This window comes from Bacillus sp. NPDC094077 (genome assembly GCF_050279465.1).
In the GTDB taxonomy this organism is placed as follows: domain Bacteria; phylum Bacillota; class Bacilli; order Bacillales; family Bacillaceae_G; genus Bacillus_A.
The window spans coordinates 178,345-204,241 of record NZ_JBNNUF010000002.1; the positions used below are offsets into that span (position 1 = coordinate 178,345).

Below are 25,897 nucleotides of genomic sequence, written 5' to 3' on the forward strand. Positions count from 1 at the left end.
AAGCGGGCCCACCGGATCAACAGGGGCAACTGGAATAACAGGGCCGACGGGATCAAGCGGGCCCACCGGATCAACAGGGGCAACTGGAATAACAGGGCCGACGGGATCAAGCGGGCCCACCGGATCAACAGGGGCAACTGGAATAACAGGCCTGACGGGATCAAGCGGGCCCACCGGATCAACAGGGGCAACTGGAATAACAGGGCCGACGGGATCAACAGGTCCCACTGGAGAACCTGGGGTTATTGGACCTATAACAACAACTAATTTATTGTATTATACTTTTGCAGATGGAGAGAAACTTATATTTACAGATGCGGATGGGATAGCTCAATATGGTACAACGCAGATATTATCTCCTAGTGAGGTTTCATATATTAATTTGTTTATTAATGGAATACTGCAACCGCAACCATTATATGAAGTTAGTGCAGGTAAACTCACTTTATTGGATAATCAGCCACCGTTGCAAGGAGCTTCAATTATTTTACAATTTATCATTATTAATTAAAAAAGACAGATCCTTAATGAATGAAAAGGAATCTGTCTTTTTCGCTCTAATTTACATTAGTTGCAATTAAGTGACGATAAATTCAATTGTAATTGGAATTCCACCGTCTAACGCATCTCCGCCAGGAATTGTAATAGCACCAGTAGGACCAGTAGTAACACTGGAGTTCACACTAGGTTGAAGAATACCGTTTACATAGAGATTATAATACGTAAAAGTCGGAAAAGCAGTTGCAGTAGTACCGGCATCGTTTAAACAAGCTGTAGCAGCGATAGCAAAAGCTGCACCTGTGCCTGTTCCAGCTCCTAGTGTAGATGTAAATCTTCTTGATGCCATAAATGGTTGAATGATAGGCAATTAATTCTCACTCCTTTTAATATTTTATTGGAACGAAGTATAGAATAACTTGTCCACTATAGTGTATGAGAGTTTTCTATAATAGAAACGGCATCATGGCTATAGGACTAGTACAATTTTAGTAAAGGTATAATCTTTACCAAAATGAAAAAAGTGGTGTTGTTACTTGTGGAATATATGCTAAGGGTTAATTTGAATTTGTATATTAAAATTTAAATGCTTTGGAATTTAATAGATAAACGTGGAAAATTAAAATTTATCATTTACACTTTATAGTTCATGGAATAAATTATACCGTTTGAAGAATTCCCCATCCCTTACATATACTATATAGTAGGATAGTATATTGTTTATCGTGCGCAGTGAAAGATCATTGTTCAAATTAGTAATAAACTATTTATTTTTATTACAGTTGCATCCTTTTTTCTTTACATAGCCTTGTTGAGCTAACTCTTTTTGCGATTGGGAATCGGAAGATTGGGAATTCGAAGATTGAGAGGATGCTGACGAACTACTATTTGTATTATGAGAGTAGTTTTTTCGATAGTTATAATTACTCATAGTACTATCACCTCCAATTAAATATATAAATATTATATGTATGTACACTATTAATTGTTACGATAAAGAATAGGAAGAGAACATACAATAAAAAATCTCCTAGATATTTTCCGAGGAGATAAATGATGTTTCTCTTAAAATGTTATAAATTAATATCCCCAGTAAAGAGGGAAATAATATGAATCTTGGTAATATAGATTTTGTTGTTGAGTAGATGGCTGAGATGGTGGATTTATTATTCCTCGGTTTGGATTACAGTTTGCTGGAGGACCAATTACTGTAGTGGATTGAATTGGGGAGATCGCTTGTTTCCATTGTTGTTCATTGAGACAATAAGTATGATCCATCATATTGGCTGGTGTTAATCTTAAAATGTCAGACCCAAAAATTACTTCTGGGGTTGGGGCATCGAAAATGGCTAATAAATGCGTACTATCGGTTGTAGCAATTTCATAATGCCACCATGCTTGTGGAATGTTAGCAACTTGCCCTGGTTTAATCGGTAAGTTTAATATTTGGTTCGTAAATGGATTAAGTAAAGAAACAACAGCAGGTCCTGAAATACAGTAAACAAGTTCAGCTGCATTTTGATGAATATGTGGTTCTACAACATTCCCGGTACTTAAATAAATATCTAATAAAGAAGTATTTTCTAAAGTATTTAATTGTTTAATACCTAGTACGTTTATATAATTTGGGGCATCTTTCTTAAAAAAATTAATTTTACTTAAATCATAAGTGAAGTTCGTTGAAGGAGAGGTGTAGTCAATTGTATTACCTGCCTTTCTATTGGTAAGTATGGATACAACTTTAGGATATGTGCCTAGTGTTAGTTATGTGCATTTGTCTGTATCGTAATAAATTCACCTGTTTTATAACGAATATAGGCTGTACTTCTTATTTCTCAATAATGTTAATACGGATAAAAATTAGAGTGAAATAGTGAAAATCGGAATTATTGATGTTAGGTCAGGATTAAGTATATTGAGATTAAACTATATTCGTATTCCCATTCATACTTTGGATTGATGGAAAAAAGTAATGAACGTGTTAATTTAAAATTACATCAATCATTAATAAGGAGTGAATGTTCATGTCATTTAGTGAAATAATTAGAAATGAAGTGCTCAGCTGGGCGGGTGTTTCTGAAAAACCGCATCGATTTGGTGGTATTGAAATAAATTATGGTAAGAAAGAACTTGGTCATCTGCATGGTGATAAGTTAGTTGATTTACCATTTCCGAAGTTAAAGCGAGATGAATTAGTGAACGAAGGATTAGTGAAACCACATCACGTATTACCTGAATCAGGATGGATAAGTTATTATATAAAGAGTGAAGAGGATATTCCATTTGCAATTGAGTTATTTCGTATGCAATATGATCGAATAAAAAAATAATGAAATAAAGTAGAGTAATAGAAATTTATTTTCATGTCACATCCCTCCTTATTCGTTCGTCTTGTATGTAGAACGATAAGGAGGGATTATATTATGAATAAATTTGATGTAGCAATTGTTGGCGGTGGGCTTGCTGGATTAACAGCATCTATATATTTAGCGAAAGCGGGAAGAAAAGTGATTGTATTAGAAAAATCCAGTCGCTTTGGTGGCCGAGGGATGACAATAAATAAAAATGGGATTTGCATGAATCTTGGTGCACACGCTTTATACAGAGGAGGAGAAGCATTTTTAACTTTTAATGAGCTTGGTATGAATCTTCCGGGTGGAATGCCATCTACAAAAGCGCATGGAATATGGAAAGGGGATGTATTTACCATCCCAACAGATTTTCGCTCTATTTTATCAACACCGTTACTTTCATGGTCTGCAAAAGTACAATTCTCTCGTCTGATGATTCATTTAGGGAATTTAGATGTAGAGGAAGTTCCAAAAATGAGCCTAACTACATGGGCGGAAAAAGAAATAAAGGATCCAATGGTTCGAAATATATTTTATGCGCTATGTCGAACAACAACATATACGTATGCTCCTACAATACAATTAGCATCATCAGTACTAAAGCAAATACAGCTTTCTATGAAAGAAGGAGTATTTTATGTAGATGGTGGTTGGGAGACGATAATAACAAAATTAAGAGATATAGCGAATGAAGTTGGTGTGCAATTTCTGGCTAATAAGCATGTTTTGGAAATAGAGCATAGCGAAGATAAACAAAGAATACATTGTTTTGCCGATGAGATATTTGAAGCAGGTACAGTCATCGTGACGACTCCACCGAAAGAAGCTTGTAAAATAATAAAAGGTGCAGAAGGAACTAGTTTGCAAAAATGGAGTAAGCAATCAATACCAGTGACCGTGGCGGCGTTAGATATTGGTTTGAAGCGATTACCAAATCCGATGCATCAATTTGCATTAGGGTTAGATCAACCTATATTTTTTACGAACCAATCAAGAGCAGCTAAATTAAGTGAAGATGGATCAATTGTAGTGAGTTTAATTAAGTACCATAATCCTATGGTAGAGATAAATCATTTTCATGATGATAAAGAACAGTTAGAAAAAACGATGGAGTTGTTACATCAAAATTGGAAAAGAGAAGTTGTTGTAAAGCAATATTTACCGAAAATAACGGTAGTACATGATTTTCCTCATATTGACCGAGTTGAAAACCCGGGTCCTAATATCCCTGAAATGCCAGGTGTTTACGTTGCAGGAGATTGGGCTGGACAGGATGAATTATTAGCTGATGCTGCGGTAGCAAGTGGAAAACGTGCAGCGTTACACATTTTAAAGCAATTAGAAAGTGAGGCTGTTCATCATGGAAACGGAGCACTTATATGAAACTTATCAACCATTATTATTTTCATTAGCATACAGAATCCTTGGGAGTGTTATGGATGCTGAGGATATAGTTCATGACGTATTTATCACGCTAAATAATATAGAGGACGATCAATCTATTGAAAATATGAAAGCATATTTATGTAAAATGGTGACAAATCGTTCAATTGATAAATTACGTTCGGCAGCGCATAAACGTAACGTATATGTAGGGATGTGGTTACCAGAGCCACTTGTGGAAGATAGTGATGAGCCATCAGAGTCATTTGTAATGAAAGAATCCCTTTCTACGGCATATTTATTACTTTTACAACAACTGTCTGAGGTAGAAAGGATTGTTTTCATATTAAGAGAGGTTTTCAGTTATGACTATGAGGAAATAGCTTCAATTGTTGATAAAAGTAGTGTGAACTGCCGGAAGATCTTTCAACGCGCACGAAAAAGTTTTTTGGATAAGCCGAAGCAATCAAAATTAAACACGAAGAAAATGGCTACTTATGTTGAAAAGTTTGTATCATCATTACAGTGTGGGGATGCACAAGGCATGTTAGAGGTATTAAAAACAGATGCGATATTCAAAGCAGATGGTGGCGGTAAAGTTACAACTGCCATTAATCCGATTTATTCTGCGGATAAAATTATACGTTTGTTCTTTGGAATTGCAAAACGATTGCCAGAAGAGTATACGGTTGATTTCAAAATGGTAAATGGTGCACCAGGAGTTATTGTTACAATAAATAATAAAGTGACTTATGTACTTTCATTTGCATTTGAGGATGAGAAAATTTCAAACATTTATATGATGGTTAATCCCGAAAAACTTATGCATTTAAATGTTAAAATATAAAATAAAGACGCATTTCAATAGAAATGCGTCTTTATTTTATTACTTTTCTAACATTTCAAGGGGTACATCTTTTTCTCCGGCTACCTCAAATTTAATTTCCCCGTCTTCTTCATAAATACGTGTAATAATCGGTATAGTAATCATTAATTTTTTATGCTGCTTTCGCTTTCTAGCAGCATCCAAGCTAATCACGTTCATTGTAAGCATCCTTTCCTCTAGAAATATATAAACAAAAGAAAATGCGTCCGAAAAGGGCGCTTAATTGAATTTGAAATACCGATTCATTTAAATGGGGTTTATATTACTTAATAACTGCAATTTTAATGAAAAATGATATGAATGGAATAATTGCACGTAGAAATTAACTTTACCAAAAAACGAAACAATATGCTATAAAAAAATTCAAATCTTTGTCATAAAATGAGAAAAAGGTTTTCATTTCGCATATAATAAATAGTAGACGGGCAGCACGAGCTTATTCATCATATTGCTTGGAAAGGTGATGAAAAGAATGGATACTTTAGATTCATTATTAATTCAACTTGAACAGTATGGAGAAGAGCATGATCGAAATAAAAAAACACGGGAAGAAAAATTACGGAATATTTCTCGTGAGATGGGGCAATTTTTATCAATTTTAGTAAAAGGGTGTAATGCAATAAACATTTTAGAAATTGGAACTTCTAATGGTTATTCTACATTGTGGTTAGCTAACGCGGTAGAAGAAACAAATGGAAACATAACAACTGTAGAGCTTTCTTCAGAACGAGTTGGAGAGGCACTTGTAAATTTTGAAAAGGCAAACCTTTTACAAAGAATCGATGTTCATAATCAAGAAGCAGGGGCATTTTTAGATTCGCAGCTAGATCATTCATTTGATTTTATTTTCCTAGATTCAGAGCGTACGCAATACATGTGGTGGTTGGAGCATTTAAAACGTATGTTACAACCAAAAGGTCTTCTTGTTGTTGATAATGCAACTTCTCATGCGAGTGAATTAGCTGAATTTATAAAAATGATTGAAGAAGATGATACGTTTGAAACTGTGTTATTAGCGTTCCAAAAGGGAGCGTTTGTAGCACGGAAGAATAAATAGAAATGAATGTAATATAATTATCACATTGAAAGAGGGCAGATGTCAAAACATTGAGTACAGCATGATAGTAAGAACGTAGATTATATAGTGAATTTATGAAGAATCCGCCTTCAGCATGTTAGTCTCTAGGTCTTAAGTCTGAGGAAAATAATGCTGATAACAGGTATACTTATACTAAGAAACAGGGAATGACTGCATAAGCAGGTATTTCTTGAAAAATCGATTTCAAATAGGCTGATTGTACATGAAATACGATATATTTGATGAAATATAGTGCACATAAATTCGCACATATAAATAAAGGAGCGATTTTGTTGACTGAACTCGAGAAAAAAGAACCCGTATCAATTGTGAAAGATAATAATGTAGAAGTAGTAGTTGATACAGTTATAAAAGATGAAGAACTTGATGAACTGAATAAAGAAGCTGACCTTTATGTACAAAAGTTAAATAGCGAGCAAAATACAGATTTATCAAAAGTATTGTCGCAGCTTGGAGACTTAGGAGATAAAGAACAACAAGCGGCGGGACAAACGTTATCAGCTTTAAAGCGCCCTGTAACAGCGATGATGAATGGGAAAAATGAAGAAATTCCAAATACATTGTTAGAATTACGAAAAGTGGTATCAGAGCTTGATCCGAATTCATTAAAAGCAAGTGGTATGAAGAAAATAATGTTTAAAGTATTCAAGAAGAATCCTCTTGAAACATACGTGCATAAATATCAATCTATAGATAAGCAAATTGAGGAAATTATACGATCACTTCTAATTGGCCGTGATAACTTACAAGAAGATACAGTTGGTCTTGAAATGTTAAAAGAGCAATCGCACGATAAAATTCATGCTCTTGATAAACAAGTATACTTAGGGAAAAAACTTGCTGGCATGCTTGAAGCTGAGAAGCAAAACCCAGATCGCCAAAGAGATATTCCGTTAATTAACGATGCATTAGAAAAGATACTAGTACGTACACGTAATATGCAGCAAGCAAAAAGTGTATTATTACAGTCTATCGCATCTGTAGACATCATTAAGAAAAATAACGAAAAATTAACAGAGGCAATTCGTAATGCAATTACGATGACGCAAAATGTTGTAACAGTTTCAGCTGCTATTCAGCTAGCATTAACGAACCAACGTAAAACAATTGATGCCGTTAATGCGACAAATGAAGCGATTGAATCAATGGTATTAAGTAATTCTCAAGCGTTAAAACAAAATACAGAAGAAACAACAAAACTACTTGAAAATCCTGCTATTAGCATGGATAAATTACGTGAATCATTCCAAAATGTATTTGCTGCTATTGAAGCATCTGAGAAATCGTCAGAACGTATTATCGAGTCTAGTAAGAAATTCGTCATTGAACTAGACACGTTTAATGATGAGATGAAGCAGAAACTCATTCAACGTCCAAGGAAATAACAGATTATTAGAGGAGGTGAAAAAATGAGTTTCATTCAAACAGTATTAGTACTATTAGGTACTTTGCTTTTAATAGCATTTACTGTCGTTGTATTAGTTGTATATTTCGGACGAAAACTGTATTTTTCATGGACGAAACCATACAAAAGGGCACAAGATTCTATAGAGAAGTTATCGAACAAATCAACACCGTTTTTACAAGAATTCACACAGCACCCACTTTTTTATCGCTGGATTCGTACTGAAGGGAAGAAAGAACAAAATACATTAAACACTCTTTTCTGTACTTCAGGCCAACGTACGAGAGAGCAAGTATTCTCAATGTTACCGAAAGAAAAACAGAAAAAAGTGCATCTAATGGCAAAAACAACGAAAAAGCTTACAAATGAAGATATTGATATGGCCGCGATGAAAGTGAAAGATTTCTTAAGACAAGAAACGCAGCAAACTGTAAAACCGACAGACCTATCGTTTTATAAATTGTATTTTTATGATCGATATCCAGATGCATTAAATACAATTCAAGCGTATAAACGCTCAATAAATCCTTCATTACAAAGAACGGTTGATGATATTACAATTTCAGTATTAAATGCTCTTCCGTACTATCAAGAGCAACGTATGTTTGAACAACAACATAAACTTGAAACGTTCTTAATGAAAGATTTAACAGCAATGTTATCATTAGTAGTACAATTACCACCTTCACAACGTCCCGAAAAAGAAGAAGAATTAAAAATCTACTTGCAAAATTTCCAAAAAGAAATGGAAATAGTCGAGCGAGATATTCGCGACTCCATTGATCATGATTTGAATGTGAAGATGAGAGCAGCGACTGAAAAGTTTAAGAACAAATAGAAGAGACCGCCTTAAAAGTTGAATGTTTCAGCTTTTAAGGCGGTTTTTTTGTGAATTGAGGGAGTTTAATCTTTTGTAAAATTGTATATACAAACGTTAATAAATGGTAAAATATAGAATAGTGTTTTGTATTTTGTGTAAACAATTATTATAAAAGGGGTATGGTATTGTGTTAAATGAAGCCACTAGAATGGTTCTTCTTATTTGTACTTTACACAGTAGATAAAAACCCTGAGAATAGAATTCATATTCAATATAGTGAACTACGAAAATAAAAGTAAGAGCCCCCATTCAAAAAATGGGGCTCTTACTTTTATTTTGCTTGAATGGTAGATTTACTAGAAGCAACACTTTCATTATGCAATCGATCAACTGCAGTTACCACATACGTATACGTTTCTCCAGAAATAGCCGTTTTATCTACATAAATTTCTCCAAGTTTTGTTTTTCTTACAGTAGTAAGTAAATTTTTTGTATTTTGTATATCCACTTCATTTTTGCCATTCACACGGTAAATGGCATAATAAGCAGAGTCATTATCTCTATTGTCGATTATACCTATAGCAATACCCTCATCTCGTGGAATGGCTCCTTTTAAGGTTGGTTGTTTTGGTGGATCATGATCAAGCCAAGGCATAGGTGGGATTAATGCAGGATATTTATATATGTCTTTCGAGAGTCTATCTTTAATTCCTAGTGGATTGTTATTCATATCTTTTAAGCTGAAATGCATACTACCTTTTATTTGAGGATATTGATGGTTTAATGCAAGTTGCCTTGGATATTCTTCTGAATCAGACCAAGCAGGAACAGAATTGTTATTAATTTTATAGGCCGCCTGACCGATGTATAGGTGAATTGGTTTGTTATTTGTTTCTTTTACCCACCAATCTACTAATATGTCATATGCAGCAGGTGTGAAACCAATATTCCAGTATATTTGCGGTGTAATGTAATCAATGTATCCTTTTTGTATCCATTCACGTGTATCAGCATAAAGGTCATCATAGTTTCTTTGGCCTGCGGTTGTGTTAGAGCCGGTTGGATCGTCAGCTACATTTCGCCATACACCGAATGGACTAATGCCAAACTTTACATATGATTTTTCTTGCTTAATAGCTGCATGTAAACCTTTTACAAGTTCATTTACATTGTCACGTCGCCAATCTTCTATATTTGTAAATTTATCGTTATTATAAGTTTCGTACGTTTTTTGATCAGGAAATACCTCATCAACTACTTTATAAGGATAAAAATAATCATCCATATGCAGTGCATCAATGTCGTAATTTTGTACAATTTCTAAAGCGCCTTCCGTTATAAACTTTTTAACTTCTGGAATACCAGGATTGTAATATAACTTTCCGCCATAAGGCACAACCCAATCGGGATGTTGTCTCGCAGGGTGCTTTTCTGATAATCGATTTATATCAGTGTGATTCATCGTTATTCGATATGGGTTAATCCATGCGTGGAATTCTATATTTCTTTTATGTGCTTCTTCAATCATAAATGCAAGAGGGTCATAACCAGGATCTTTTCCTTGTGTACCCGTAATGTATTCAGACCAAGGACCGTAATTTGAGGGATAAAAAGCATCAGCAGTTGGTTTAATTTGTACAACAACGGCATTCATACCAGTGTTTTTTACATCGTCTAATAATCTTATAAATTCTTGTTTCTGAGTTTTAATAGATAAGCCAGTTTTTGAGGGCCAATCAATATTAAGAACAGATGCTATCCATACAGCGCGTAATTCATGTTTTTTGTAAGTGGTATTTACTTCAGCATAAGTAGAGTGAGGGGAAATGAAAGAGAAAGGAGTAAACAAGATGACGATACAACACATCATTAATAAACGTTTCATAATCATTTATACGCCTCCCTTTTATACGATTATTTAAAATAATATATGATGTGAGGTTGGCCCTGCAATTGAGAAAAATAAATATTGAAACATTAATTTAATAGGAAAAATATTTTTATTGAAATTTACTTTCAGTATAACTAAATCGTTTCATTTCTTCATATGCTTGTTAGTAAAGTGAAACTTTCTTTCATTTGAAGGAAACAATTTATAAGTATAGGAGGATTCAATAATGAAAGTTTTATTCGTTTGTTCTGGAGGAATGTCCAGTGCAATTGTTGTAAACGCTTTAAAAAAGGAAGCGGAGAAAAAAGGTGTAAACATGAAAGTGCATGCAATTGGAACGAATGAGGTAGAGGAAGAAGTAAAGAATGGTTGGGATGTTGTAATGGTTGCACCTCAAGTAAGACACCGATTTGACTCTGTAAAAAAATTTGCAGAACAGGAATCTATACCGTGCGGTATCATTCCGCCGCAAGCATACACACCGCTTGGTGGACCAACATTATTGAAAACTGTAAATGAATTAATTAGTTAGGGGGAAGCGTTATGAATAAGTTTGTCACGTTTCTTGATAAAAACTTATCTGGACCGATGGCAAGACTTTCTGAACAGAGGCATTTGCAAGCAATCCGTGATGGAGTTATTTCGGCGTTACCATTTATTATCGTAGGAAGTTTCTTTTTAATCGTAGCATTTCCACCATTGCCGAAAGATAGTTTCATATCAGTTTGGGCATTGAAAAATCAAACAAGTATATTAATACCATATCGTTTAACGATGTTTATTATGTCTTTATATATAGCATTTGGAATAGGATATAATTTAGCGAAAAGTTATAAGTTAGATGCTTTATCAGGAGCACAACTTGCAGTATGTTCACTACTATTAACATTAACGCCGGAATTAATTGATAAAAAAGGCTTTATGCTTCCGATGACAAATCTCGGAGGTCATGGATTATTCGTGACGATGATTGTTTCTATTTTATCAGTTGAGATTTTAAGATTTTGTAAGAAGAATAACGTGACAATCAAAATGCCAGAACAAGTACCTCCGTCAGTATCGCGTTCGTTTGAAGCACTTATACCTGCAGCTTTCGTAATTATAATCATGAGTCTTATTACAGTCGTTTTTAAAGTGGATGTTCATTACGTTGTAGATAAACTAGCGGCACCGTTAGTAAAAGCTGGTGATAGCTACTTTGGAGTTATTATACCTGTATTTTTAATTACATTTTTCTGGTCTTTCGGAATACATGGGGTATCGGTTGTAGGTACTGTGGCGAGACCGCTTTGGGATGTGTATTTAGGAAAGAACGGTGAAGCTGTAGCAAGTGGTGCGAGTCATTTTCCATTCATTGCACCAGAGCCGTTTTATCAATGGTTTATTTGGATTGGTGGTTCGGGAGCAACGTTAGGACTTGTGTTAGCGATGATTGTATTTGGTCGATCAAAATATTCGAAAGCATTATCGAGAACTTGTATTGTACCTGGGATTTTTAATATTAATGAACCAGTTATATTCGGTTTGCCGATTGTATTAAATCCAATTTTAATTATTCCTTTCGTCATTACACCGTTAGTAACAGCTACTATAGCTTATGCTGCTACTGCAATGGGATTTGTAACGCCAACACATATTATGCCGCCGTGGACATTACCAGCTCCAATTGGCGCTTATTTAGCTACAGGTGGAGATTGGCGTGCAGTTGTATTAGTTTTTATAAATATAGCAATATCTTTCCTTATTTATCTACCATTCTTTAAAATGTATGACAAAAATATGCTTGAAATTGAAAAGAATGGTGACGGGGAATCTGTTAATCCTTAATCTGTATACTGTTATTTTGAGTGATAGACTTTTTGTCTATCACTTCTTTCATATTAAACTGAGAGAAGGTGTAAAGGAATGAATATAAAATTTAGTTATAAAGGTGTATTTATATTATTGTTTGGAGTAATATGTGCAAATTTACTCTTAGTACCATTATTAAGAATGCTAAATCTATCACAAATGCATAGTATATGGCTCGTTACAAGTATTGCGGCAAGTGTTTTGCTTACGATTGTTGTTTCTTTCATTGATGGCACATTTGTATCGAAAGTCCAGTTGTTTATTAGATTTATATCGTTTTCTGTAGGTTGTACGTTGTTTACTTACATAATTGTTTTTTTGTGAATAGGGGGCATGCATATTATGTATATTGCAGGGATAATGTCCGGTACATCGTTAGACGGAATAGATGTAGCGCTCGTTCATATAGAAGGGAACGGTGTAGATTCTAAAGTCGAACTCATCCATTTTACTACTGTTCCATTTTGCAATGATATAAAAAATGAGATACAACAGGCTTTATCAATTGATACATCTAATGTTCAACTTATATGCAGTTTGAACTTTAAGCTTGGTTTATGTTTCGCCAATGCTGTAAAGGAAGTTTGTAAAAAGGCTGATTTGTCATTGGAACAATTAGATTTAATAGGTTCTCACGGACAAACGATTTATCATCAGCCAAAGAAAGACGGCAATATTATTTCATCGACATTGCAAATTGGGGAACCAGCGGTTATAGCATATAAAACGGAAACAACAGTAATCTCTAATTTTCGAACGATGGATATGGCAGCGGGAGGACAAGGAGCACCACTTGTACCATATTCAGAGATTATTTTATACAAGCATCAAACTAAAAATAGGCTACTGCAAAATATTGGCGGGATTGGTAATGTTACAGTCATTCCAAGTAAACGAAGTAATAAGAGTGTTATTGCTTTTGATACCGGCCCAGGAAATATGGTAATCGATGAAGTATGTCAAAGATTATTTCATTTACCATATGATCAAAATGGTGGAATTGCAAAACAGGGAGTAGTTGTAGATGAAATGTTGACATATTGCATGAGCCATCCATTTTTGGAAATGAATCCTCCAAAATCAACAGGTAGAGAGCGGTTTGGAAAAGAATTTGTGAACGAATTATTGAAGCGGTTTGAAAAGCATAATAAAGAAAATATATTGACGACTGTCACAATGTTTACAGCAAGTACAATTGTTCATCATTATAAGAAGTTTATTTTTCCATTGTATGAAATTGATGAGGTAATTCTAGGTGGGGGCGGAAGCTATAATGACACACTCGTCGAAATGATACGGAATGGATTAAGAGAAGAAAAATGCAGAATACGTACTCAAGAAGATATTGGTCATTCTTCAGCGGCGAAAGAAGCAATCGCATTTGCAGTTTTAGCAAACGAAACGTACCATCGTAATCCGAGTAATGTACCGAATGCTACAGGTGCTAAGGAACCAGTTGTTTTAGGGAATATAACTTTCCCTCCGATTAGAAGATGAAAGTGGGGCAAGTATATGAAGTATATGATTGGAGTAGATGGTGGCGGAACGAAGACAGAAGCAATTGCTTTTGATCAAGACGGAAATGAGCTTGCAAAAGGTACGAGTGGATTTGGAAATATAGTAATAGATTATGAGGATGCACTCACACATATTATGGATGCGATTAATCAATGTCGGGAACGTTTAATAAATGAGTATTGCGTTTGTATTTGTTTAGGATTAGCAGGTATAAGTGGAGCAGATACAAATGAATTAACATTACGATTAAAAAAGGAGTATGGAACAAAAATTGAAGTTTTTAATGACGCAATGATTGCACATGCAGCTGCTTTAAAAGGTAAGGATGGAATATTAACTATAGGTGGTACAGGTGCAATTTGTATAGGAAAGAAAGAGGGAATGTACGAGTATAGCGGTGGATGGGGACATATTTTAGGAGATGAGGGAAGCGGATATTGGATTGCATTACAAGCTTTAAAGAAAATGGCATTACAATTCGACCAAGGAGTTAGCCTTTGTCCATTAAGCTTGAACATTCAAAGGCAGTTTCAACTTTTAACACCATCTCATATAAAAACCCTAGTATATACTTCTTCAAAAGATAAAGTTGCAGCAATCGCACCATTAATTATTCAGGAAGCGAGAAATGGGAACGATGACGCACATGAAATTATGATGCAAGCTGGTAAGGAATTAGCGGAAATTACAGTAGATGTTTATAACAAGATGCAATGTAAGCTTTCAACTCCAATTGCAGTAAATGGTAGCATATTGCGTTTAGTTCCTGAAATATATGCTGTATTTAAGAAGTGCTGTGAAGAAAGAATTGAAGAAATTACATTTGTATCACAATCAGAAATGGCAGTGAAAGGAACATATTATTTAATGAGGGATATATATTTTTAAAAATAGTTGTATGAGAATTTTTGTATGATTTGTAAAAATATGATGTTAAAATGTATGAAGGGATGTAGGTTTAAAAACGTACAATATACGTAGTAATTGAATATTGTATATGTATTCCCATATAGAAAGTGAATGATTACATGATTAATAGTATGCAGTTTTTATATTTGGCGGCTTCTTATTTATTTGGAAACATATTGACCGCTTATATGGTAACAAAATTGAGACATAACGCTGATATTAGGGATGAAGGAAGCGGAAATCCTGGCGCAAGAAATATGGGGCGTGTATATGGAAAAGGGTATTTCGTTGCGACATTTTTAGGTGATGCGATCAAAGGGGCAATCGTAGTTTCGATAGCAAAATACCTTTTTGAAGATGCTACATTTGTAATGTTAACATTATTGGCCGTTATCACTGGACATATTTACCCAGTTTTATTTAAAGGCAAGGGCGGAAAAGGCATTTCAACATTTATTGGAGGACTAATCGCATTTGATTATTTGTTAGCGCTTACCCTTGTAGGTATTTTTATTATATTTTATTTAATATTTAAAGGATTTACTAAGCCAGGGTTAATTACAATTGCTTGTTTACCAATTTGTATGATTTTTTATTCTTACTCCATTATTACGACCATATTAAGTGCACTTATAATTGTACTTATTCTATATGTAAATCGAGAATAAAGTGAACTTTAATAAGTGGGGGGAATCTCCACTTATAATTTTTATTCAATAGAAAATGAGTTATTAGTAGAGAGGCAAAGGAGATAGGACATGGGGTTAATTTATAAAGTTGCTGATCAAGCTTGGGAATTTGAAAGTATACATAATTTGAACTATAAAACATTTGTAGAAGAGATTCCGCAACATGAAGAAACGAAAGAACGTTTTCGTATAGATCGATTTCATGAAGAAAATACATATTTAATTTGTTTAGACGGTGAGAAATTAGTAGGTATGGTCGCGGTGCGGGGAAAACGACCATTCTCGTTAGATTATAAAATCTCAAATTTAGATGTTTATTTACAAGAGCATGGAGAAAAAGTGTATGAAATTCGGTTACTCTCAGTAGAAAGGGAGTATCGAAAGGGTAGAGCACTGTTAGGATTAATTCGCTTTTTACATCGTTATTTGCTTCTAAATGGATATGAATTGGCACTCATTTCAGCTACAACACGTGAGCTACCTTTATATGAGCAAATGGGATTCAAGCCTTTCCATACGTTAGTTGGTACAGAAGAAGCAGCCTTTCAGCCAATGTATGTTACACCGGCTATGTTTGAAGAGTCGAGCGTTGGGGGTATTATGACGAAAGAATATACGTTTTTACCTGGCCCGGTAGACATTGAAGCGAATGTCCAAAAGGCATTTTCGGCTAAGCCTATTTCCCATCGTTCTAAGTCATTTCAAGTGACGATGGACAATGTAAAGAAACGATTACTTCAAATGACAAAAGCAAAGCGTGTACAAATAATGTTAGGAACAGGGACGTTAGCGAATGATGCGATTGCTTTACAGTTACATTCTTTAAAAGGTAAAGGACTAGTATTAACAAATGGGGAATTTGGTAATAGATTAGTTGGACAGGCAAAACGAGCGAATTTAAATTTTGATACGTATAAAAAACAAATGGGAGAGCCGTTTATACAAATCGAATTAGAAAAAATAATTGTAAGTGGAAATTATGAATGGCTTTGGCTTGTTCATCATGAAACATCAACTGGAATGTTAAATGATTTAGATGAGCTAAATGTACTTTGTAAAAGGTATAAAGTGAAACTATGTGTAGATTGTATAAGCTCAATTGGTGCAATACCAATAGATTTAAAGGATGTATATTTTGCAAGTGGTGTTAGCGGTAAAGCAATTAAATCATATACAGGATTATCTTTCGTTTTTCATAATCACATTGTAAAAATAAACGAGGCAGTACCGACCTATATGGACATTGGCATGTATGAAGAAAACGAAAGCATTCCATACTCTCATTCATGGAATTTAATTTACGCACTGCAAGAAGCGTTGAAGAGATTTGAAGATGAAACGGCATTTGTAAAAATAAAAGAGACATATGCTTATATTGAACAAGCTATTTCTAGTATGGGTTTAAAGCTTGTTTCACCTAAAGAGCATACCGCGCAAATTATACTTACCATTCAGTTAAACGAAGGTCATTCTTCTAAAGCAGTAGGTGATGCATTAGCATTACAAGGGTACATTGTTCATTATGAGTCATCTTATTTGCAAAAAAATAATTGGATTCAAATTGCATGTTTAAATCATTATAAAGAACGTGATGTGAAGAGGTTGTTGAATTGTTTGCAGATGTGTGTTACAGAAAGTTCTTTTAGCGTAAATAATTATATATAATTTCTACAAGGCTATAAGTTACACTTGCTAAGCGAATAGAAGTGCATGTATTGACAAGAGTTTAAAAGAGAGCGAAAGCCCTCTTTTAAACTTACTTGAATGGATTACTCACAGATTGGAATACCGAGAACTCTCAAAGCTAGTGCTACTTGAAGAGTAATTTCCAATCTAGCAATTTCGATGCCAGCAACTGTGAGTACTAAAAAAGGTTGGCCGTTTACGAACACAATACAACTTTCCATATACACGCCTCCTTTCTTGTAATCTACTACAGTATATGAATAAAACTATAATACGTTATAGTTAGATTTATGAATTTAATAAAAATAATAGATTTACCCTATGTTCACGAAACAAATGGAGCTTGATAGTGTTAAAATTTAATTGTTAGACAAGGAAGCATCTAAAATAAGATGCTTTTTATTATATTTACGTTTCAGCTTGACAAAAAATAAAGCTAATTAATGACCAATTGAGAGGGAAATATATTGATAAATATTTGTATGAGGTAAATTAAGAAGGTTTTAGAAAAATGAAAAGGAATTTTTATACTTGCAACATAAAAATTCTAGGGGGATGTTAATATGGAAAAAACTATGATGGTAGAAACAACAAACATGATGATGTCTATGGAAAAAATGATGTGTGAAATGAAGTGTATGAAAATGATGATGAACAACATGATGCAAATGGATGTAGAAATGGATAAGGCAATGATGGTAAAAATGAACGAATGTGATGAAATGATGAAGACTACTATGTCTATGATGAAAGCGATGAAAGAGAAATGTTGTTGAAGTAACAAAGTATAGCGTAAAATGATGCGGATCTTGTGAATTTGAATTAGTAAAGAGCCTGTTTTAGTTGGTAAATTAAAATAGGCTCTTTTTAAATATCGTTCAAAAATAAATTGATTTGGCTAAAAAAGAACTAAAAGATTATTTTAGTTCTTTTTTCTGTTTTTAACCGTCTTCTATATCATTTGTTTAAATGTTATAGAAGACGGTTAAGTAGTGAACAAATGCAAGTGAGAGCTTATCTTTCTTCATTAAATGTGTGCTGAAGTAAATAATGACTCCATTTTGATTTTACTCTTTTCTCGAATTTCAGCGTCTGCATGCCGCATAACATATTTATGCGCTACAGCAATTGCTAAAACATCATCTAATAAGCCAATCCCGATAATAGCAGCTACATCTGGAATGAAATCGATTGTTAATACGTAATAGGATAAAGCGGCTAATATTATGAGTTTCGCTTTAGTAGGTAACTCTTTCTTTTTCATTATGTAGAATAAAATAATACTTTCATATACGCTGGATTTGCCGATGTTTGCTGAGCTTTTTTTGAACTTTTTCCAAAGCGTCTGTTTCTCCATATAAACACCCCTTTTACAAAAACATAGATTTTTTAAAAGGATAGACAAAGAAGTGAGGGAATAATCAATTTTATTGTTTTTCTTATTGTATATTTCCATAAGAATAGGAAATTACCTGTTCAAAATAATATAATGTTTGTTATGCAACGACCAACAGTGTTTCATTACATAGTATGGATAATAAAATTTATGCAGTCAAAAATGGTGAGGTTGCTGATATTGTAAAAAAAGCTATTTTCCATGGTCATGGATTTGATCCGGCTCATTGTTTAGGAGAAGAGAACGGGAGTACTTATAAGTTGGCTTTAGAATTGGGTGACATTATGGACTATATCTCTAGCATGGCTCATGAGGTGGGATATACCTTAGAAGATATCGCTCAAATGAATATATCTAAATTAGCAACAAGATACCCAGACGGATTTAATCGAGAAGCTAGTCAAAAACGTGTTGATGGGAAGTAAGACCAGATTTGAATTTTGTACAGAAACTAAAGAAGCCCACACTTCAATAGAGTATGGGCAGAGTGACTAAAATTAATCGGTTATTAATTTTGAATAGATATTTAAATCGATCAGCTTCCCGGCTGATTTTTCGCTCTTTCTTAGAGTCCCTTCAAAAGTAAATTTTAACTTTTTTAATACTTTTATGGAGTTCACATTTTCAGGTTCAACTTTTGCTTCAACACGATATAGTTTCAGATGTGTAAAAGCATAATCTAATAAAGAGGATATTGCTTCAGGTGCATACCCTTTACCCCAAAATACTTTCGAAATATCATAGCCAATCTCAGTCTTTGAGTTTTCGAAATCTAAGGAATTATAACCACATGAACCGATAATTTGATTAGATTCTTTTTCAATAATAGTAAAACGTATAGCTTTATTATTTTGAGCGAGTTCGTTAAGGAAATGAATCATATCTTTCGCTTGATTTTCATCAGTGAAATTACTTATATTCATGAATTTAGTAACATCAGAATCAGACCATATTTTAAACATACTTAATGAATCAGATTCTTTCATTTGTCTTAAATGCAATCTCTGTGTGTGTAGTTCTGTAATCAATACTTTTACCTCCGTTATGTTGTTGTGATAGGTAGATTAAAAATATTGATATCTGCGCATAATTCAGTCCCTTCTAGATTAATTAACTTTTATTATACAAGAAATTACAAAATCGAACAAAATCGTTATTTTGTACATCAAGGTAGTCAGCGCAATTAACTAACGGTTTGTTGAAAAAAAGAAGCCCCGCAAATGTTGCAGAGCTTCATAGGGTTGAGTTATGTCGTACTCACAAGGGATTTTAACATGAATGTTGTGGTAAATAAACTGGAAAATTCGCCCAATTGCTTTAGAGCTATTATTTTAAACAAAAACGCTATTTGGTAGAAAATAAAAATAAAAAAAGGGCACCGTATATAAGTGCTCTTTGTAAAGAGGGTTTTATGAGAGAGATCCCTATGTCAATAATATATGCTCGTCCACTCTAAGGGTGACAAGCTATGAAAACTAGAGGAAACCAATTCATTAAAGCAGCAATAAAAGCTGCTTTAGGAATAGGTGTCCTTTTATTTTGAAAAGGGAGATGGGGAGAAATGAAGGCGCTAAAAGATCAATTTCGTGTATGGACAAGGCAATCAAAACAAGCAAAGAAGAAAAACAAGAAAAAACAAAATGAAAAATTAAGTACTCGAGATATTGAAGATTTAATAGAAGAAAGAAGAAATATTTATATTGACATCACCCTGTTGGCATCAACCTTGTCCTTCCATTTTTATTAAAATATAGGCAGAAAAAAACGTACGCTTTACCGGAATTTTAGCTTAAATAAAAATAGCCATTTTACCAACCACGAATTAATAACAAATAGTGATATCGCAAAAAAACGTACATTTTAAATGACGTGTGAAACGAAATGAAACTAGTTAAAACGAAGGTATATTTCCACATATAAGTACCCAATTGGAAACATAATCAGTAAATTAAGAAGGAATGTGAGTATTATCTAAACAAAAAAGTGCTAACAAGTTTGCAAACGAACTTGCTAACACATATAAGAAATAGACATAAAATATCGCTGATATGCCACATTTAAAAATAGACTTAATCAATAAAAAACATTAAAACGAAATACTCATAAAACCATTCGTGATATGTATAGTAAAATGTATGTGGATGATGCAGTTATTATTAAACATTTAATAAACGGTATGGGGGAAGGAAAATGAAGATAATAGAATTGCCAATTGAATTCGAATTTAACGGGCGAAAACAATGGATTTATCCGAGCTTAATTATATTAAACAATGAATTAACTTTAGTAGATACAGGTTATAAAAATTTTTTACCTTTAATTGAAAATGCAATTTTAAAACATGGATATGAGATGAAAAACTTAAAAAATATAATTATTACTCATTATGATGATGATCATATAGGGTCTTTATACGATTTTAAAGTGAAATATCCTCAACTCAATGTTATTGCTAGTGAAATTGAATCTAACTATATTAGTGGTGTAATAAAATCAGAGAGATTGGTTCAAGCTGAAGAAATGCTAGGAAGTATGCCAAATGAAGAAAAAGAATTTGGTGAATGGTTTATACAGCAGTTAAAAAACGTAAGACATATTTCCGTTGATGAAAAGGTATATGATGGTCAAATGATTTTAAAAAATGAATGCCAAATAGTAGCGACGCCAGGACATACTTCGGGTCATATTTCATTATATTTTCCCAATTTGGACTATGTAATTACAGGAGACGCAGCTGTTCAAGATAATCGTGAATTAATAATAGCTAATCCGAGTTTTTGTTTAGATATAGAAAAAGCAGAACAGTCTTTAAATAAGATTAAAAATCTTAAGGCGGAAAGATATTATTGCTATCATGGAGGAAAACTCACAGTATAAAATATTAAAAAGCCTATCTTTCCTATATCAGAAAGATAGGCTTTTTAATTCATAGATTCTGCAATTTGAATCAGATCATTAATAGTGTATTTTCTTTTTATATGTAGTTTGTTACCAATTGCGATTTTATATTGAAAACTGTCTTTCTGAAATATAAGCTCATATGCTAAGTTAAACGCAGGATTATATAATGCTTTCGTATTATTTTTAAAATTGTAGAACTTTGTTCCTCTATGTACATATTGATCTAATGTATTGTGAATTGGTGAAACAGTAATTTTGAAAATCCTATGAATATCTTCATTATAGCAATGTAGTTCTAAGGTGTTATTATAGATGTAACCTTGAAGTCCCTGGATTTCGAACGGGAATTTTGTAGGTGTTAGTATATGCTGTTTAAACTTCATTTCTTATTCATTTACCATCGTAGTTTCTTTCATAAAGGGATTCGTTCCATCGTAAATTTGATTAATGTGAGATATTTTATTATTTATCGTTACTATTTCTAAAATAGAACCAATAGTACATACATCATCAGTGTCTTTGAAATAGGCAATAAGAGTTGTAGTATTCTCGTTAGGAGACGGTACTTCTATAATTTTATGAAGATGTTTATTTTTAGAAAAAGTAGGTATTTTAATTCTTTCTGTTATATATGACTGCATTAATTCTTCGTGATTTTTGAGTAATTGAAATATGTATAGGAGCTTATATATTTTAAAAGAAGTTATAGGAGGGAAGAATATGAGCTCATTATTAGATGTAATAGCAAATATTATTTTGTTGTACCCTCGAAATGATCTGAAATTAAAACATCACATTGCGAAGTTAAGTGAATTAGAGTGGTTTCGAAATTTACATGAAGACCTGAAGTATACAAGTTTGATTTGGAGTAATAGAAAAATTAAGAAGTTCATTTTGTCTTCTACAAATATGGAAGTGTTAATGAAATCTGAGCAAAAGCAAAAAGAATTTGTCCATCTAGTACAAAATGAATATAAAAAAAGAAGGTAAGAATTTTTTTATTTTTCATATTTGGCGAAACAAATGGTACAATGAAAGCTAATGTGAAAAATAAGGAAAAGAAGTGGTCTATTTGAAAAACTTTTTAGAATTAGGAATTAGTGAAACTTTTAATCATACATTACGTGAAAATGGAATTGCGGAAGCAACACCAATTCAGGAAAAAGCAATTCCTGTTATTATGTCAGGAAAAGATATTATTGGGCAGGCGAAAACAGGTACGGGTAAAACATTAGCATTCGTTTTACCGATGTTAGAAAAAATCGATTCAGAGTCTAGTGATGTTCAAGCTTTAATTGTTGCCCCAACAAGGGAACTAGCGCTGCAAATTACAAAAGAAATTGAAAAAATGCTTGTTCAAAGGGAAGATATTAATGTTCTAGCGATTTATGGTGGACAAGATGTAGCACAGCAATTGAGAAAACTAAAAGGTAATACACATATTGTAGTAGCAACACCAGGACGATTACTTGATCATATACGACGTGAAACAATTGATTTAAGTAATCTTTCAATGATTGTACTAGATGAAGCGGATCAAATGCTTCATTTCGGTTTCTTATATGATATGGAAGATATTTTAGATGAGACACCTAATAGTAAACAAACGATGTTATTCTCAGCAACGATGCCAAAGGATATTAAAAAATTAGCGAAGCGTTATATGGAAGAGCCGCAAATCATTCACGTACAAAGTGAAGAAGTAACGGTAGATACAATTAAGCAACGTGTCATTGAAACGACAGATCGTGCAAAGCAAGATGCACTTCGTTTTGTTATGGATCGTGATCAACCATTTTTAGCAGTTATTTTCTGCCGTACAAAGCTTCGAGCAAGTAAACTGTATGATAATTTAAAAGGATTCGGTTATAACTGTGCTGAACTTCATGGTGATTTATCTCAAGGAAAACGTGAAAGAGTCATGAAGAGTTTCCGCGAAGCTAAAATTCAATACTTAATTGCAACGGATGTAGCAGCTCGTGGACTTGATGTAGATGGTGTAACTCACGTATTTAACTATGATATCCCTGAAGATGTAGAAAGTTATATCCACCGCATTGGCCGAACAGGACGTGCTGGTGGATCAGGTATTGCAATTACGTTTGTTGCAGCAAAAGATGAAAGATATTTAGAAGAAATTGAAAAAGCGCTTGGTGCACCTTTGCAAAGACAAGTAATTGAACAACCGATGATAAAACATGTAGATGAAAATGGAAAGCCGAAACAAAAGCCGGCTCAAAAACCGAAGAAAACAGGTGGATATCGTCAAAGAGATAGCCGCGAAGGTTCAAGAAATAGTTCAAGAAATGATTCAAGAAATAGCTCGAGAAATGATAACAACCGATCATTTAATAAGCCAAGCAATAAGAAAAGTAGTACAAAGCAAGGTCAGCAAAGACGCGGTCGTTAAATGCTAATAATTGTAAAAGAGTCGCAAAAAATTGCGGCTCTTTTTTGTTTTTTTATAACGAAGTCGATATAAGTACAAGGGTGATGCTAAGAAGAAACTTTTTAAAATTTCATTTACCGTATTTAAAATGAATTTTAAAATTCATAAAGGAAATATAAAGTAGGATGTTGTATATGTACGATGATAGGAAACTTTTTACAAACTAAACATATAATTTAAATAGACCGACAGTCGGTCTATCGGGAAGGAGAACATGAATGAGAATAGTAAAGGGGTATGAGGAGCGTAGAAATGAAATTTTAGAAACTGCTGAACGTTTATTTGTTACGAAAGGTTATACGAAAACAACAGTAAATGACATTTTAAAAGAAATAGGTATAGCAAAGGGAACGTTTTATCATTATTTTAAGTCGAAAGAGGAAGTGATGGATGAAATCATTATGAGGATTATTAAAGAGGATGTAGCTAAAGCAAAAGTAATCGTCTCTAATCCAAATATCCCAGTTTTAGATAAGTTATTTCGAGTTTTAATGGAGCAATCGCCAAAATCAGGAGATATAAAAGAGAAAATGATTGAACAATTTCATCAGCCAAATAATGCGGAAATGCATCAAAAAAGTTTGGTCCAATCAATTATACATTTATCTCCAATTTTAACGGAAGTTTTAGAGCAAGGAATCGAAGAAGGCATATTTTTTACCCAATATCCTCAAGAAACGATTGAATTATTAATCTCCTCAGCACAAGTCATATTTGATGATGGGTTATTTCAATGGAAACCAGAAGAAATGATGAGAAGAGCTAAAGCTTTCATCAAAATGATGGAAGCATCTGTTGGAGCGAAGGAGGGATCCTTTAATTATATGGTGGAGGTTTTAATCAAACAGAAATAGTAATTTTCTGTTTGGGTACTATAGACCGACAGTCGGTCTAAATTATATGAAGGTTGTGAGTATGATGTTAGTTAGCACAAAATCTTCTATGAAAGACTTTTATTTAATGGTTAGTGGTCAAGTTATTACGATTTTAGGAGCAACACTTTTACGTTTTGCTTTGTCTTTATATGTGCTAGATATAACAGAGCGTGCAGATATATTTGCAGGATTATACGCATTAACGAGCACTCCATTTTTGTTGGCACCCCTCGGAGGGGCAATTGCCGATCGCTTTAATCGCCGTAACTTAATGGTTATCTTTGATTTTATAAATGCTGCAATTGTATTAGGCTTTATTACTATATTAATTAATGGCCCTGTATCTATTATATGGATTGGAATTGTTATGTTTCTATTAGCAGTTGTTAGTGCGATGTACGCGCCAGTTGTAATGGCAAGTATTCCGCAATTAGTACAAGAAAAAAAGCTAGAGCAGGCGAATGGTATCGTAAATGGTGTGCAAGCATTATCTAATATAGTTGCACCTGTATTAGGAGGAGTGCTATATGGCATTATTGGTCTGAAAGTGCTGGTCTTAATAAGTGGTCTTGCATTTTTTCTATCAGCAATATTAGAGATGTTTATTAAAATACCATTTATAAAAAGAATACAAGAAGACCATATCGTGCCGACAATTGTAAAAGATATGAAAGAAGGTTTTCTTTATGTTTTAAAACAACCTTTTATTTTGAAGGCTATGCTGTTAGCAGCACTCCTAAATTTAATTCTTACACCACTATTTGTAGTTGGTGCCCCAATTATTCTACGAGTGATAATGGAAAGTAGCGATACTTTATACGGAATTGGGATGGGATTAATTGATTTTGCAACAATATTAGGTGCATTGTCGATAGGCTGTTTCGCTAAAAAGTTGCAGATGAAAACATTACATTACTGGATGTTCGTTATTGCTTTATTAGTTATACCAATGACGTTATCAGTTACACCACTTATTTTAAATATGGGACACTATCCACCATTTATCCTCTTCATACTTTCTTCTATTTTTATTGCCATAATTATGACAATCGTCTCCATTTATGTAATTACTGTTGTCCAAAAGAAAACACCAAATGAAAATTTAGGAAAGGTGATGGCGATTATAACAGCGGTATCACAATGTATGGCACCAATTGGGCAATTTGTATATGGTTTTATGTTTGAAGAATTCAGTATGAAAATTTATTTACCTATAATAGCTATTAGTTTCATAATGATAATAATAGCTATAGTTACGAAGAAAATATTATGGAATGAAGGGAACTAGCT

At 33.4% G+C, this 25,897-nt stretch carries 28 protein-coding genes and 3 pseudogenes; 23 read left to right on the forward strand and 8 right to left on the reverse strand.

Annotation, left to right across the window (positions count from 1 at the left end):
• On the forward strand, nucleotides 1-511 hold a 511-nt coding region (locus tag ACQKNR_RS05675), incomplete at its 5' end, for a DUF4183 domain-containing protein (protein ID WP_427316031.1).
• Between the two features lie 66 nt (nucleotides 512-577).
• Here the strand turns inward: ACQKNR_RS05675 and ACQKNR_RS05680 are convergent.
• Nucleotides 578-868 (reverse strand): DUF4183 domain-containing protein, encoded by a 291-nt coding sequence (locus ACQKNR_RS05680; protein WP_001121647.1) that lies wholly within the window; start codon nucleotides 866-868, stop codon nucleotides 578-580.
• Nucleotides 869-1,578: 710 nt separating this feature from the next.
• The gene (locus ACQKNR_RS05685; protein ID WP_427316994.1) at nucleotides 1,579-2,229 is read right to left on the reverse strand and encodes a cupin domain-containing protein; all 651 of its coding nucleotides are present in this window, start codon (nucleotides 2,227-2,229) and stop codon (nucleotides 1,579-1,581) included.
• A gap of 293 nt (nucleotides 2,230-2,522) precedes the next feature.
• Here ACQKNR_RS05685 and ACQKNR_RS05690 point away from each other — a divergent pair, with 293 nt between their 5' ends.
• The 3 genes from ACQKNR_RS05690 to ACQKNR_RS05700 all read left to right on the forward strand — a co-directional run bounded on the left by ACQKNR_RS05690 (nucleotide 2,523) and on the right by ACQKNR_RS05700 (nucleotide 5,079).
• The gene (locus ACQKNR_RS05690) at nucleotides 2,523-2,828 is read left to right on the forward strand and encodes a luciferase family protein (RefSeq protein ID WP_141556101.1); all 306 of its coding nucleotides are present in this window, start codon (nucleotides 2,523-2,525) and stop codon (nucleotides 2,826-2,828) included.
• A 93-nt stretch (nucleotides 2,829-2,921) separates the two neighbouring features.
• A complete protein-coding gene (locus ACQKNR_RS05695) occupies nucleotides 2,922-4,232 on the forward strand; it encodes a phytoene desaturase family protein (RefSeq protein WP_427316034.1) in 1,311 nt (436 codons plus the stop codon).
• Nucleotides 4,210-5,079, forward strand: coding sequence for a sigma-70 family RNA polymerase sigma factor (locus ACQKNR_RS05700; RefSeq protein ID WP_427316036.1), 870 nt, complete (start codon nucleotides 4,210-4,212; stop codon nucleotides 5,077-5,079). The genes ACQKNR_RS05695 and ACQKNR_RS05700 overlap by 23 nt, the downstream gene beginning before the upstream one ends.
• A 39-nt stretch (nucleotides 5,080-5,118) precedes the next feature.
• Here the strand turns inward: ACQKNR_RS05700 and ACQKNR_RS05705 are convergent, their stop codons facing one another.
• Nucleotides 5,119-5,277 carry a hypothetical protein gene (locus tag ACQKNR_RS05705; protein WP_001100984.1) on the reverse strand — a complete coding sequence of 53 codons (159 nt, stop codon included), beginning with the start codon at nucleotides 5,275-5,277 and terminating at the stop codon, nucleotides 5,119-5,121.
• A gap of 304 nt (nucleotides 5,278-5,581) precedes the next feature.
• On the opposite strand from ACQKNR_RS05705, the gene ACQKNR_RS05710 reads away from it, so the two are divergent.
• From ACQKNR_RS05710 to ACQKNR_RS05725, 4 genes and pseudogenes are all read left to right on the forward strand, one after another.
• Nucleotides 5,582-6,175, forward strand: a complete 594-nt coding sequence (locus tag ACQKNR_RS05710) for an O-methyltransferase (protein ID WP_427316038.1) — start codon at nucleotides 5,582-5,584, stop codon at nucleotides 6,173-6,175.
• Nucleotides 6,176-6,489: 314 nt separating this feature from the next.
• Complete coding sequence (locus ACQKNR_RS05715; RefSeq protein WP_061457196.1) at nucleotides 6,490-7,602, forward strand: toxic anion resistance protein; 1,113 nt, start codon at nucleotides 6,490-6,492, stop codon at nucleotides 7,600-7,602.
• Nucleotides 7,603-7,626: 24 nt separating this feature from the next.
• The gene (locus tag ACQKNR_RS05720; protein WP_427316040.1) at nucleotides 7,627-8,460 is read left to right on the forward strand and encodes a DUF3974 domain-containing protein; all 834 of its coding nucleotides are present in this window, start codon (nucleotides 7,627-7,629) and stop codon (nucleotides 8,458-8,460) included.
• Nucleotides 8,461-8,636: 176 nt separating this feature from the next.
• Nucleotides 8,637-8,735: pseudogene (locus ACQKNR_RS05725) on the forward strand (DUF6688 family protein); the annotation flags it as partial.
• Between the two features lie 38 nt (nucleotides 8,736-8,773).
• On the opposite strand, the gene ACQKNR_RS05730 reads toward ACQKNR_RS05725, so the two are convergent.
• Nucleotides 8,774-10,333, reverse strand: coding sequence for a glycoside hydrolase family 10 protein (locus tag ACQKNR_RS05730; RefSeq protein ID WP_427316042.1), 1,560 nt, complete (start codon nucleotides 10,331-10,333; stop codon nucleotides 8,774-8,776).
• A 226-nt stretch (nucleotides 10,334-10,559) separates the two neighbouring features.
• Here ACQKNR_RS05730 and ACQKNR_RS05735 point away from each other — a divergent pair, with 226 nt between their 5' ends.
• The 7 genes from ACQKNR_RS05735 to ACQKNR_RS05765 all read left to right on the forward strand — a co-directional run bounded on the left by ACQKNR_RS05735 (nucleotide 10,560) and on the right by ACQKNR_RS05765 (nucleotide 16,965).
• On the forward strand, nucleotides 10,560-10,865 hold the full coding sequence (locus ACQKNR_RS05735) for a PTS sugar transporter subunit IIB (protein WP_427316044.1): 306 nt from the start codon (nucleotides 10,560-10,562) through the stop codon (nucleotides 10,863-10,865).
• Between the two features lie 11 nt (nucleotides 10,866-10,876).
• The gene (locus ACQKNR_RS05740) at nucleotides 10,877-12,160 is read left to right on the forward strand and encodes a PTS sugar transporter subunit IIC (protein ID WP_098991865.1); all 1,284 of its coding nucleotides are present in this window, start codon (nucleotides 10,877-10,879) and stop codon (nucleotides 12,158-12,160) included.
• A gap of 78 nt (nucleotides 12,161-12,238) precedes the next feature.
• On the forward strand, nucleotides 12,239-12,508 hold the full coding sequence (locus ACQKNR_RS05745) for a hypothetical protein (protein ID WP_427316046.1): 270 nt from the start codon (nucleotides 12,239-12,241) through the stop codon (nucleotides 12,506-12,508).
• 18 nt (nucleotides 12,509-12,526) lie between these two features.
• Nucleotides 12,527-13,681 (forward strand): anhydro-N-acetylmuramic acid kinase AnmK, encoded by a 1,155-nt coding sequence (anmK, locus tag ACQKNR_RS05750; RefSeq protein ID WP_427316048.1) that lies wholly within the window; start codon nucleotides 12,527-12,529, stop codon nucleotides 13,679-13,681.
• 15 nt (nucleotides 13,682-13,696) lie between these two features.
• Nucleotides 13,697-14,590 (forward strand): BadF/BadG/BcrA/BcrD ATPase family protein, encoded by an 894-nt coding sequence (locus ACQKNR_RS05755; RefSeq protein ID WP_427316050.1) that lies wholly within the window; start codon nucleotides 13,697-13,699, stop codon nucleotides 14,588-14,590.
• A gap of 140 nt (nucleotides 14,591-14,730) precedes the next feature.
• A complete protein-coding gene (gene plsY, locus ACQKNR_RS05760) occupies nucleotides 14,731-15,279 on the forward strand; it encodes a glycerol-3-phosphate 1-O-acyltransferase PlsY (RefSeq protein ID WP_427316052.1) in 549 nt (182 codons plus the stop codon).
• 90 nt (nucleotides 15,280-15,369) lie between these two features.
• The gene (locus tag ACQKNR_RS05765) at nucleotides 15,370-16,965 is read left to right on the forward strand and encodes an aminotransferase class V-fold PLP-dependent enzyme (RefSeq protein WP_427316054.1); all 1,596 of its coding nucleotides are present in this window, start codon (nucleotides 15,370-15,372) and stop codon (nucleotides 16,963-16,965) included.
• Between the two features lie 104 nt (nucleotides 16,966-17,069).
• On the opposite strand, the gene ACQKNR_RS05770 is transcribed toward ACQKNR_RS05765, so the two are convergent.
• Nucleotides 17,070-17,207 carry a DUF3956 domain-containing protein gene (locus ACQKNR_RS05770; protein WP_000443202.1) on the reverse strand — a complete coding sequence of 46 codons (138 nt, stop codon included), beginning with the start codon at nucleotides 17,205-17,207 and terminating at the stop codon, nucleotides 17,070-17,072.
• Between the two features lie 342 nt (nucleotides 17,208-17,549).
• On the opposite strand from ACQKNR_RS05770, the gene ACQKNR_RS05775 reads away from it, so the two are divergent.
• Complete coding sequence (locus ACQKNR_RS05775) at nucleotides 17,550-17,762, forward strand: hypothetical protein (RefSeq protein ID WP_000416118.1); 213 nt, start codon at nucleotides 17,550-17,552, stop codon at nucleotides 17,760-17,762.
• A 251-nt stretch (nucleotides 17,763-18,013) separates the two neighbouring features.
• On the opposite strand, the gene ACQKNR_RS05780 is transcribed toward ACQKNR_RS05775, so the two are convergent.
• Nucleotides 18,014-18,343 (reverse strand): YkvA family protein, encoded by a 330-nt coding sequence (locus ACQKNR_RS05780; RefSeq protein ID WP_427316057.1) that lies wholly within the window; start codon nucleotides 18,341-18,343, stop codon nucleotides 18,014-18,016.
• Nucleotides 18,344-18,546: 203 nt separating this feature from the next.
• Here ACQKNR_RS05780 and ACQKNR_RS05785 point away from each other — a divergent pair.
• A pseudogene (locus ACQKNR_RS05785) lies at nucleotides 18,547-18,807 on the forward strand (MazG nucleotide pyrophosphohydrolase domain-containing protein); the annotation flags it as partial.
• Between the two features lie 72 nt (nucleotides 18,808-18,879).
• On the opposite strand, the gene ACQKNR_RS05790 reads toward ACQKNR_RS05785, so the two are convergent.
• On the reverse strand, nucleotides 18,880-19,410 hold the full coding sequence (locus ACQKNR_RS05790) for a GNAT family N-acetyltransferase (protein ID WP_427316059.1): 531 nt from the start codon (nucleotides 19,408-19,410) through the stop codon (nucleotides 18,880-18,882).
• A gap of 533 nt (nucleotides 19,411-19,943) precedes the next feature.
• On the opposite strand from ACQKNR_RS05790, the gene ACQKNR_RS05795 reads away from it, so the two are divergent.
• On the forward strand, nucleotides 19,944-20,129 hold the full coding sequence (locus tag ACQKNR_RS05795) for a hypothetical protein (RefSeq protein ID WP_427316061.1): 186 nt from the start codon (nucleotides 19,944-19,946) through the stop codon (nucleotides 20,127-20,129).
• A gap of 443 nt (nucleotides 20,130-20,572) precedes the next feature.
• Nucleotides 20,573-21,259: an MBL fold metallo-hydrolase gene (locus ACQKNR_RS05800; protein WP_427316063.1), complete on the forward strand. Its 687-nt coding sequence runs from the start codon at nucleotides 20,573-20,575 to the stop codon at nucleotides 21,257-21,259.
• A 44-nt stretch (nucleotides 21,260-21,303) separates the two neighbouring features.
• On the opposite strand, the pseudogene ACQKNR_RS05805 reads toward ACQKNR_RS05800, so the two are convergent.
• Nucleotides 21,304-22,005: pseudogene (locus ACQKNR_RS05805) on the reverse strand (hypothetical protein).
• Here ACQKNR_RS05805 and ACQKNR_RS05810 point away from each other — a divergent pair.
• From ACQKNR_RS05810 to ACQKNR_RS05825, 4 genes are all read left to right on the forward strand, one after another.
• Nucleotides 22,004-22,273, forward strand: a complete 270-nt coding sequence (locus tag ACQKNR_RS05810; protein ID WP_427316065.1) for a hypothetical protein — start codon at nucleotides 22,004-22,006, stop codon at nucleotides 22,271-22,273. The pseudogene ACQKNR_RS05805 and the gene ACQKNR_RS05810 overlap by 2 nt on opposite strands.
• Nucleotides 22,274-22,346: 73 nt before the next feature.
• Nucleotides 22,347-23,693, forward strand: coding sequence for a DEAD/DEAH box helicase (locus ACQKNR_RS05815; RefSeq protein WP_427316067.1), 1,347 nt, complete (start codon nucleotides 22,347-22,349; stop codon nucleotides 23,691-23,693).
• A 257-nt stretch (nucleotides 23,694-23,950) separates the two neighbouring features.
• Nucleotides 23,951-24,586, forward strand: coding sequence for a TetR/AcrR family transcriptional regulator (locus ACQKNR_RS05820; RefSeq protein WP_427316069.1), 636 nt, complete (start codon nucleotides 23,951-23,953; stop codon nucleotides 24,584-24,586).
• Nucleotides 24,587-24,650: 64 nt separating this feature from the next.
• Nucleotides 24,651-25,895, forward strand: a complete 1,245-nt coding sequence (locus tag ACQKNR_RS05825) for an MFS transporter (protein WP_427316996.1) — start codon at nucleotides 24,651-24,653, stop codon at nucleotides 25,893-25,895.
• Nucleotides 25,896-25,897: the final 2 nt, after the last annotated feature.

What these genes read in the sequence shown, in the direction of transcription:
- ACQKNR_RS05780 (WP_427316057.1), bottom strand. Translation starts at nt 18,343, where the DNA reads ATGGAGAAACAGACGCTTTGGAAAAAGTTCAAAAAAAGCTCAGCAAAC.
- ACQKNR_RS05700 (WP_427316036.1), top strand. Translation starts at nt 4,210, where the DNA reads ATGGAAACGGAGCACTTATATGAAACTTATCAACCATTATTATTTTCA.
- ACQKNR_RS05800 (WP_427316063.1), top strand. Translation starts at nt 20,573, where the DNA reads ATGAAGATAATAGAATTGCCAATTGAATTCGAATTTAACGGGCGAAAA.
- ACQKNR_RS05795 (WP_427316061.1), top strand. Translation starts at nt 19,944, where the DNA reads ATGAAGGCGCTAAAAGATCAATTTCGTGTATGGACAAGGCAATCAAAA.
- ACQKNR_RS05775 (WP_000416118.1), top strand. Translation starts at nt 17,550, where the DNA reads ATGGAAAAAACTATGATGGTAGAAACAACAAACATGATGATGTCTATG.
- ACQKNR_RS05820 (WP_427316069.1), top strand. Translation starts at nt 23,951, where the DNA reads ATGAGAATAGTAAAGGGGTATGAGGAGCGTAGAAATGAAATTTTAGAA.
- plsY (WP_427316052.1), top strand. Translation starts at nt 14,731, where the DNA reads ATGATTAATAGTATGCAGTTTTTATATTTGGCGGCTTCTTATTTATTT.
- ACQKNR_RS05755 (WP_427316050.1), top strand. Translation starts at nt 13,697, where the DNA reads ATGAAGTATATGATTGGAGTAGATGGTGGCGGAACGAAGACAGAAGCA.
- ACQKNR_RS05825 (WP_427316996.1), top strand. Translation starts at nt 24,651, where the DNA reads ATGTTAGTTAGCACAAAATCTTCTATGAAAGACTTTTATTTAATGGTT.
- ACQKNR_RS05765 (WP_427316054.1), top strand. Translation starts at nt 15,370, where the DNA reads ATGGGGTTAATTTATAAAGTTGCTGATCAAGCTTGGGAATTTGAAAGT.
- ACQKNR_RS05730 (WP_427316042.1), bottom strand. Translation starts at nt 10,333, where the DNA reads ATGATTATGAAACGTTTATTAATGATGTGTTGTATCGTCATCTTGTTT.
- ACQKNR_RS05740 (WP_098991865.1), top strand. Translation starts at nt 10,877, where the DNA reads ATGAATAAGTTTGTCACGTTTCTTGATAAAAACTTATCTGGACCGATG.
- ACQKNR_RS05770 (WP_000443202.1), bottom strand. Translation starts at nt 17,207, where the DNA reads ATGGAAAGTTGTATTGTGTTCGTAAACGGCCAACCTTTTTTAGTACTC.
- ACQKNR_RS05720 (WP_427316040.1), top strand. Translation starts at nt 7,627, where the DNA reads ATGAGTTTCATTCAAACAGTATTAGTACTATTAGGTACTTTGCTTTTA.
- ACQKNR_RS05690 (WP_141556101.1), top strand. Translation starts at nt 2,523, where the DNA reads ATGTCATTTAGTGAAATAATTAGAAATGAAGTGCTCAGCTGGGCGGGT.
- anmK (WP_427316048.1), top strand. Translation starts at nt 12,527, where the DNA reads ATGTATATTGCAGGGATAATGTCCGGTACATCGTTAGACGGAATAGAT.
- ACQKNR_RS05705 (WP_001100984.1), bottom strand. Translation starts at nt 5,277, where the DNA reads ATGAACGTGATTAGCTTGGATGCTGCTAGAAAGCGAAAGCAGCATAAA.
- ACQKNR_RS05745 (WP_427316046.1), top strand. Translation starts at nt 12,239, where the DNA reads ATGAATATAAAATTTAGTTATAAAGGTGTATTTATATTATTGTTTGGA.
- ACQKNR_RS05810 (WP_427316065.1), top strand. Translation starts at nt 22,004, where the DNA reads ATGAGCTCATTATTAGATGTAATAGCAAATATTATTTTGTTGTACCCT.
- ACQKNR_RS05735 (WP_427316044.1), top strand. Translation starts at nt 10,560, where the DNA reads ATGAAAGTTTTATTCGTTTGTTCTGGAGGAATGTCCAGTGCAATTGTT.
- ACQKNR_RS05695 (WP_427316034.1), top strand. Translation starts at nt 2,922, where the DNA reads ATGAATAAATTTGATGTAGCAATTGTTGGCGGTGGGCTTGCTGGATTA.
- ACQKNR_RS05710 (WP_427316038.1), top strand. Translation starts at nt 5,582, where the DNA reads ATGAAAAGAATGGATACTTTAGATTCATTATTAATTCAACTTGAACAG.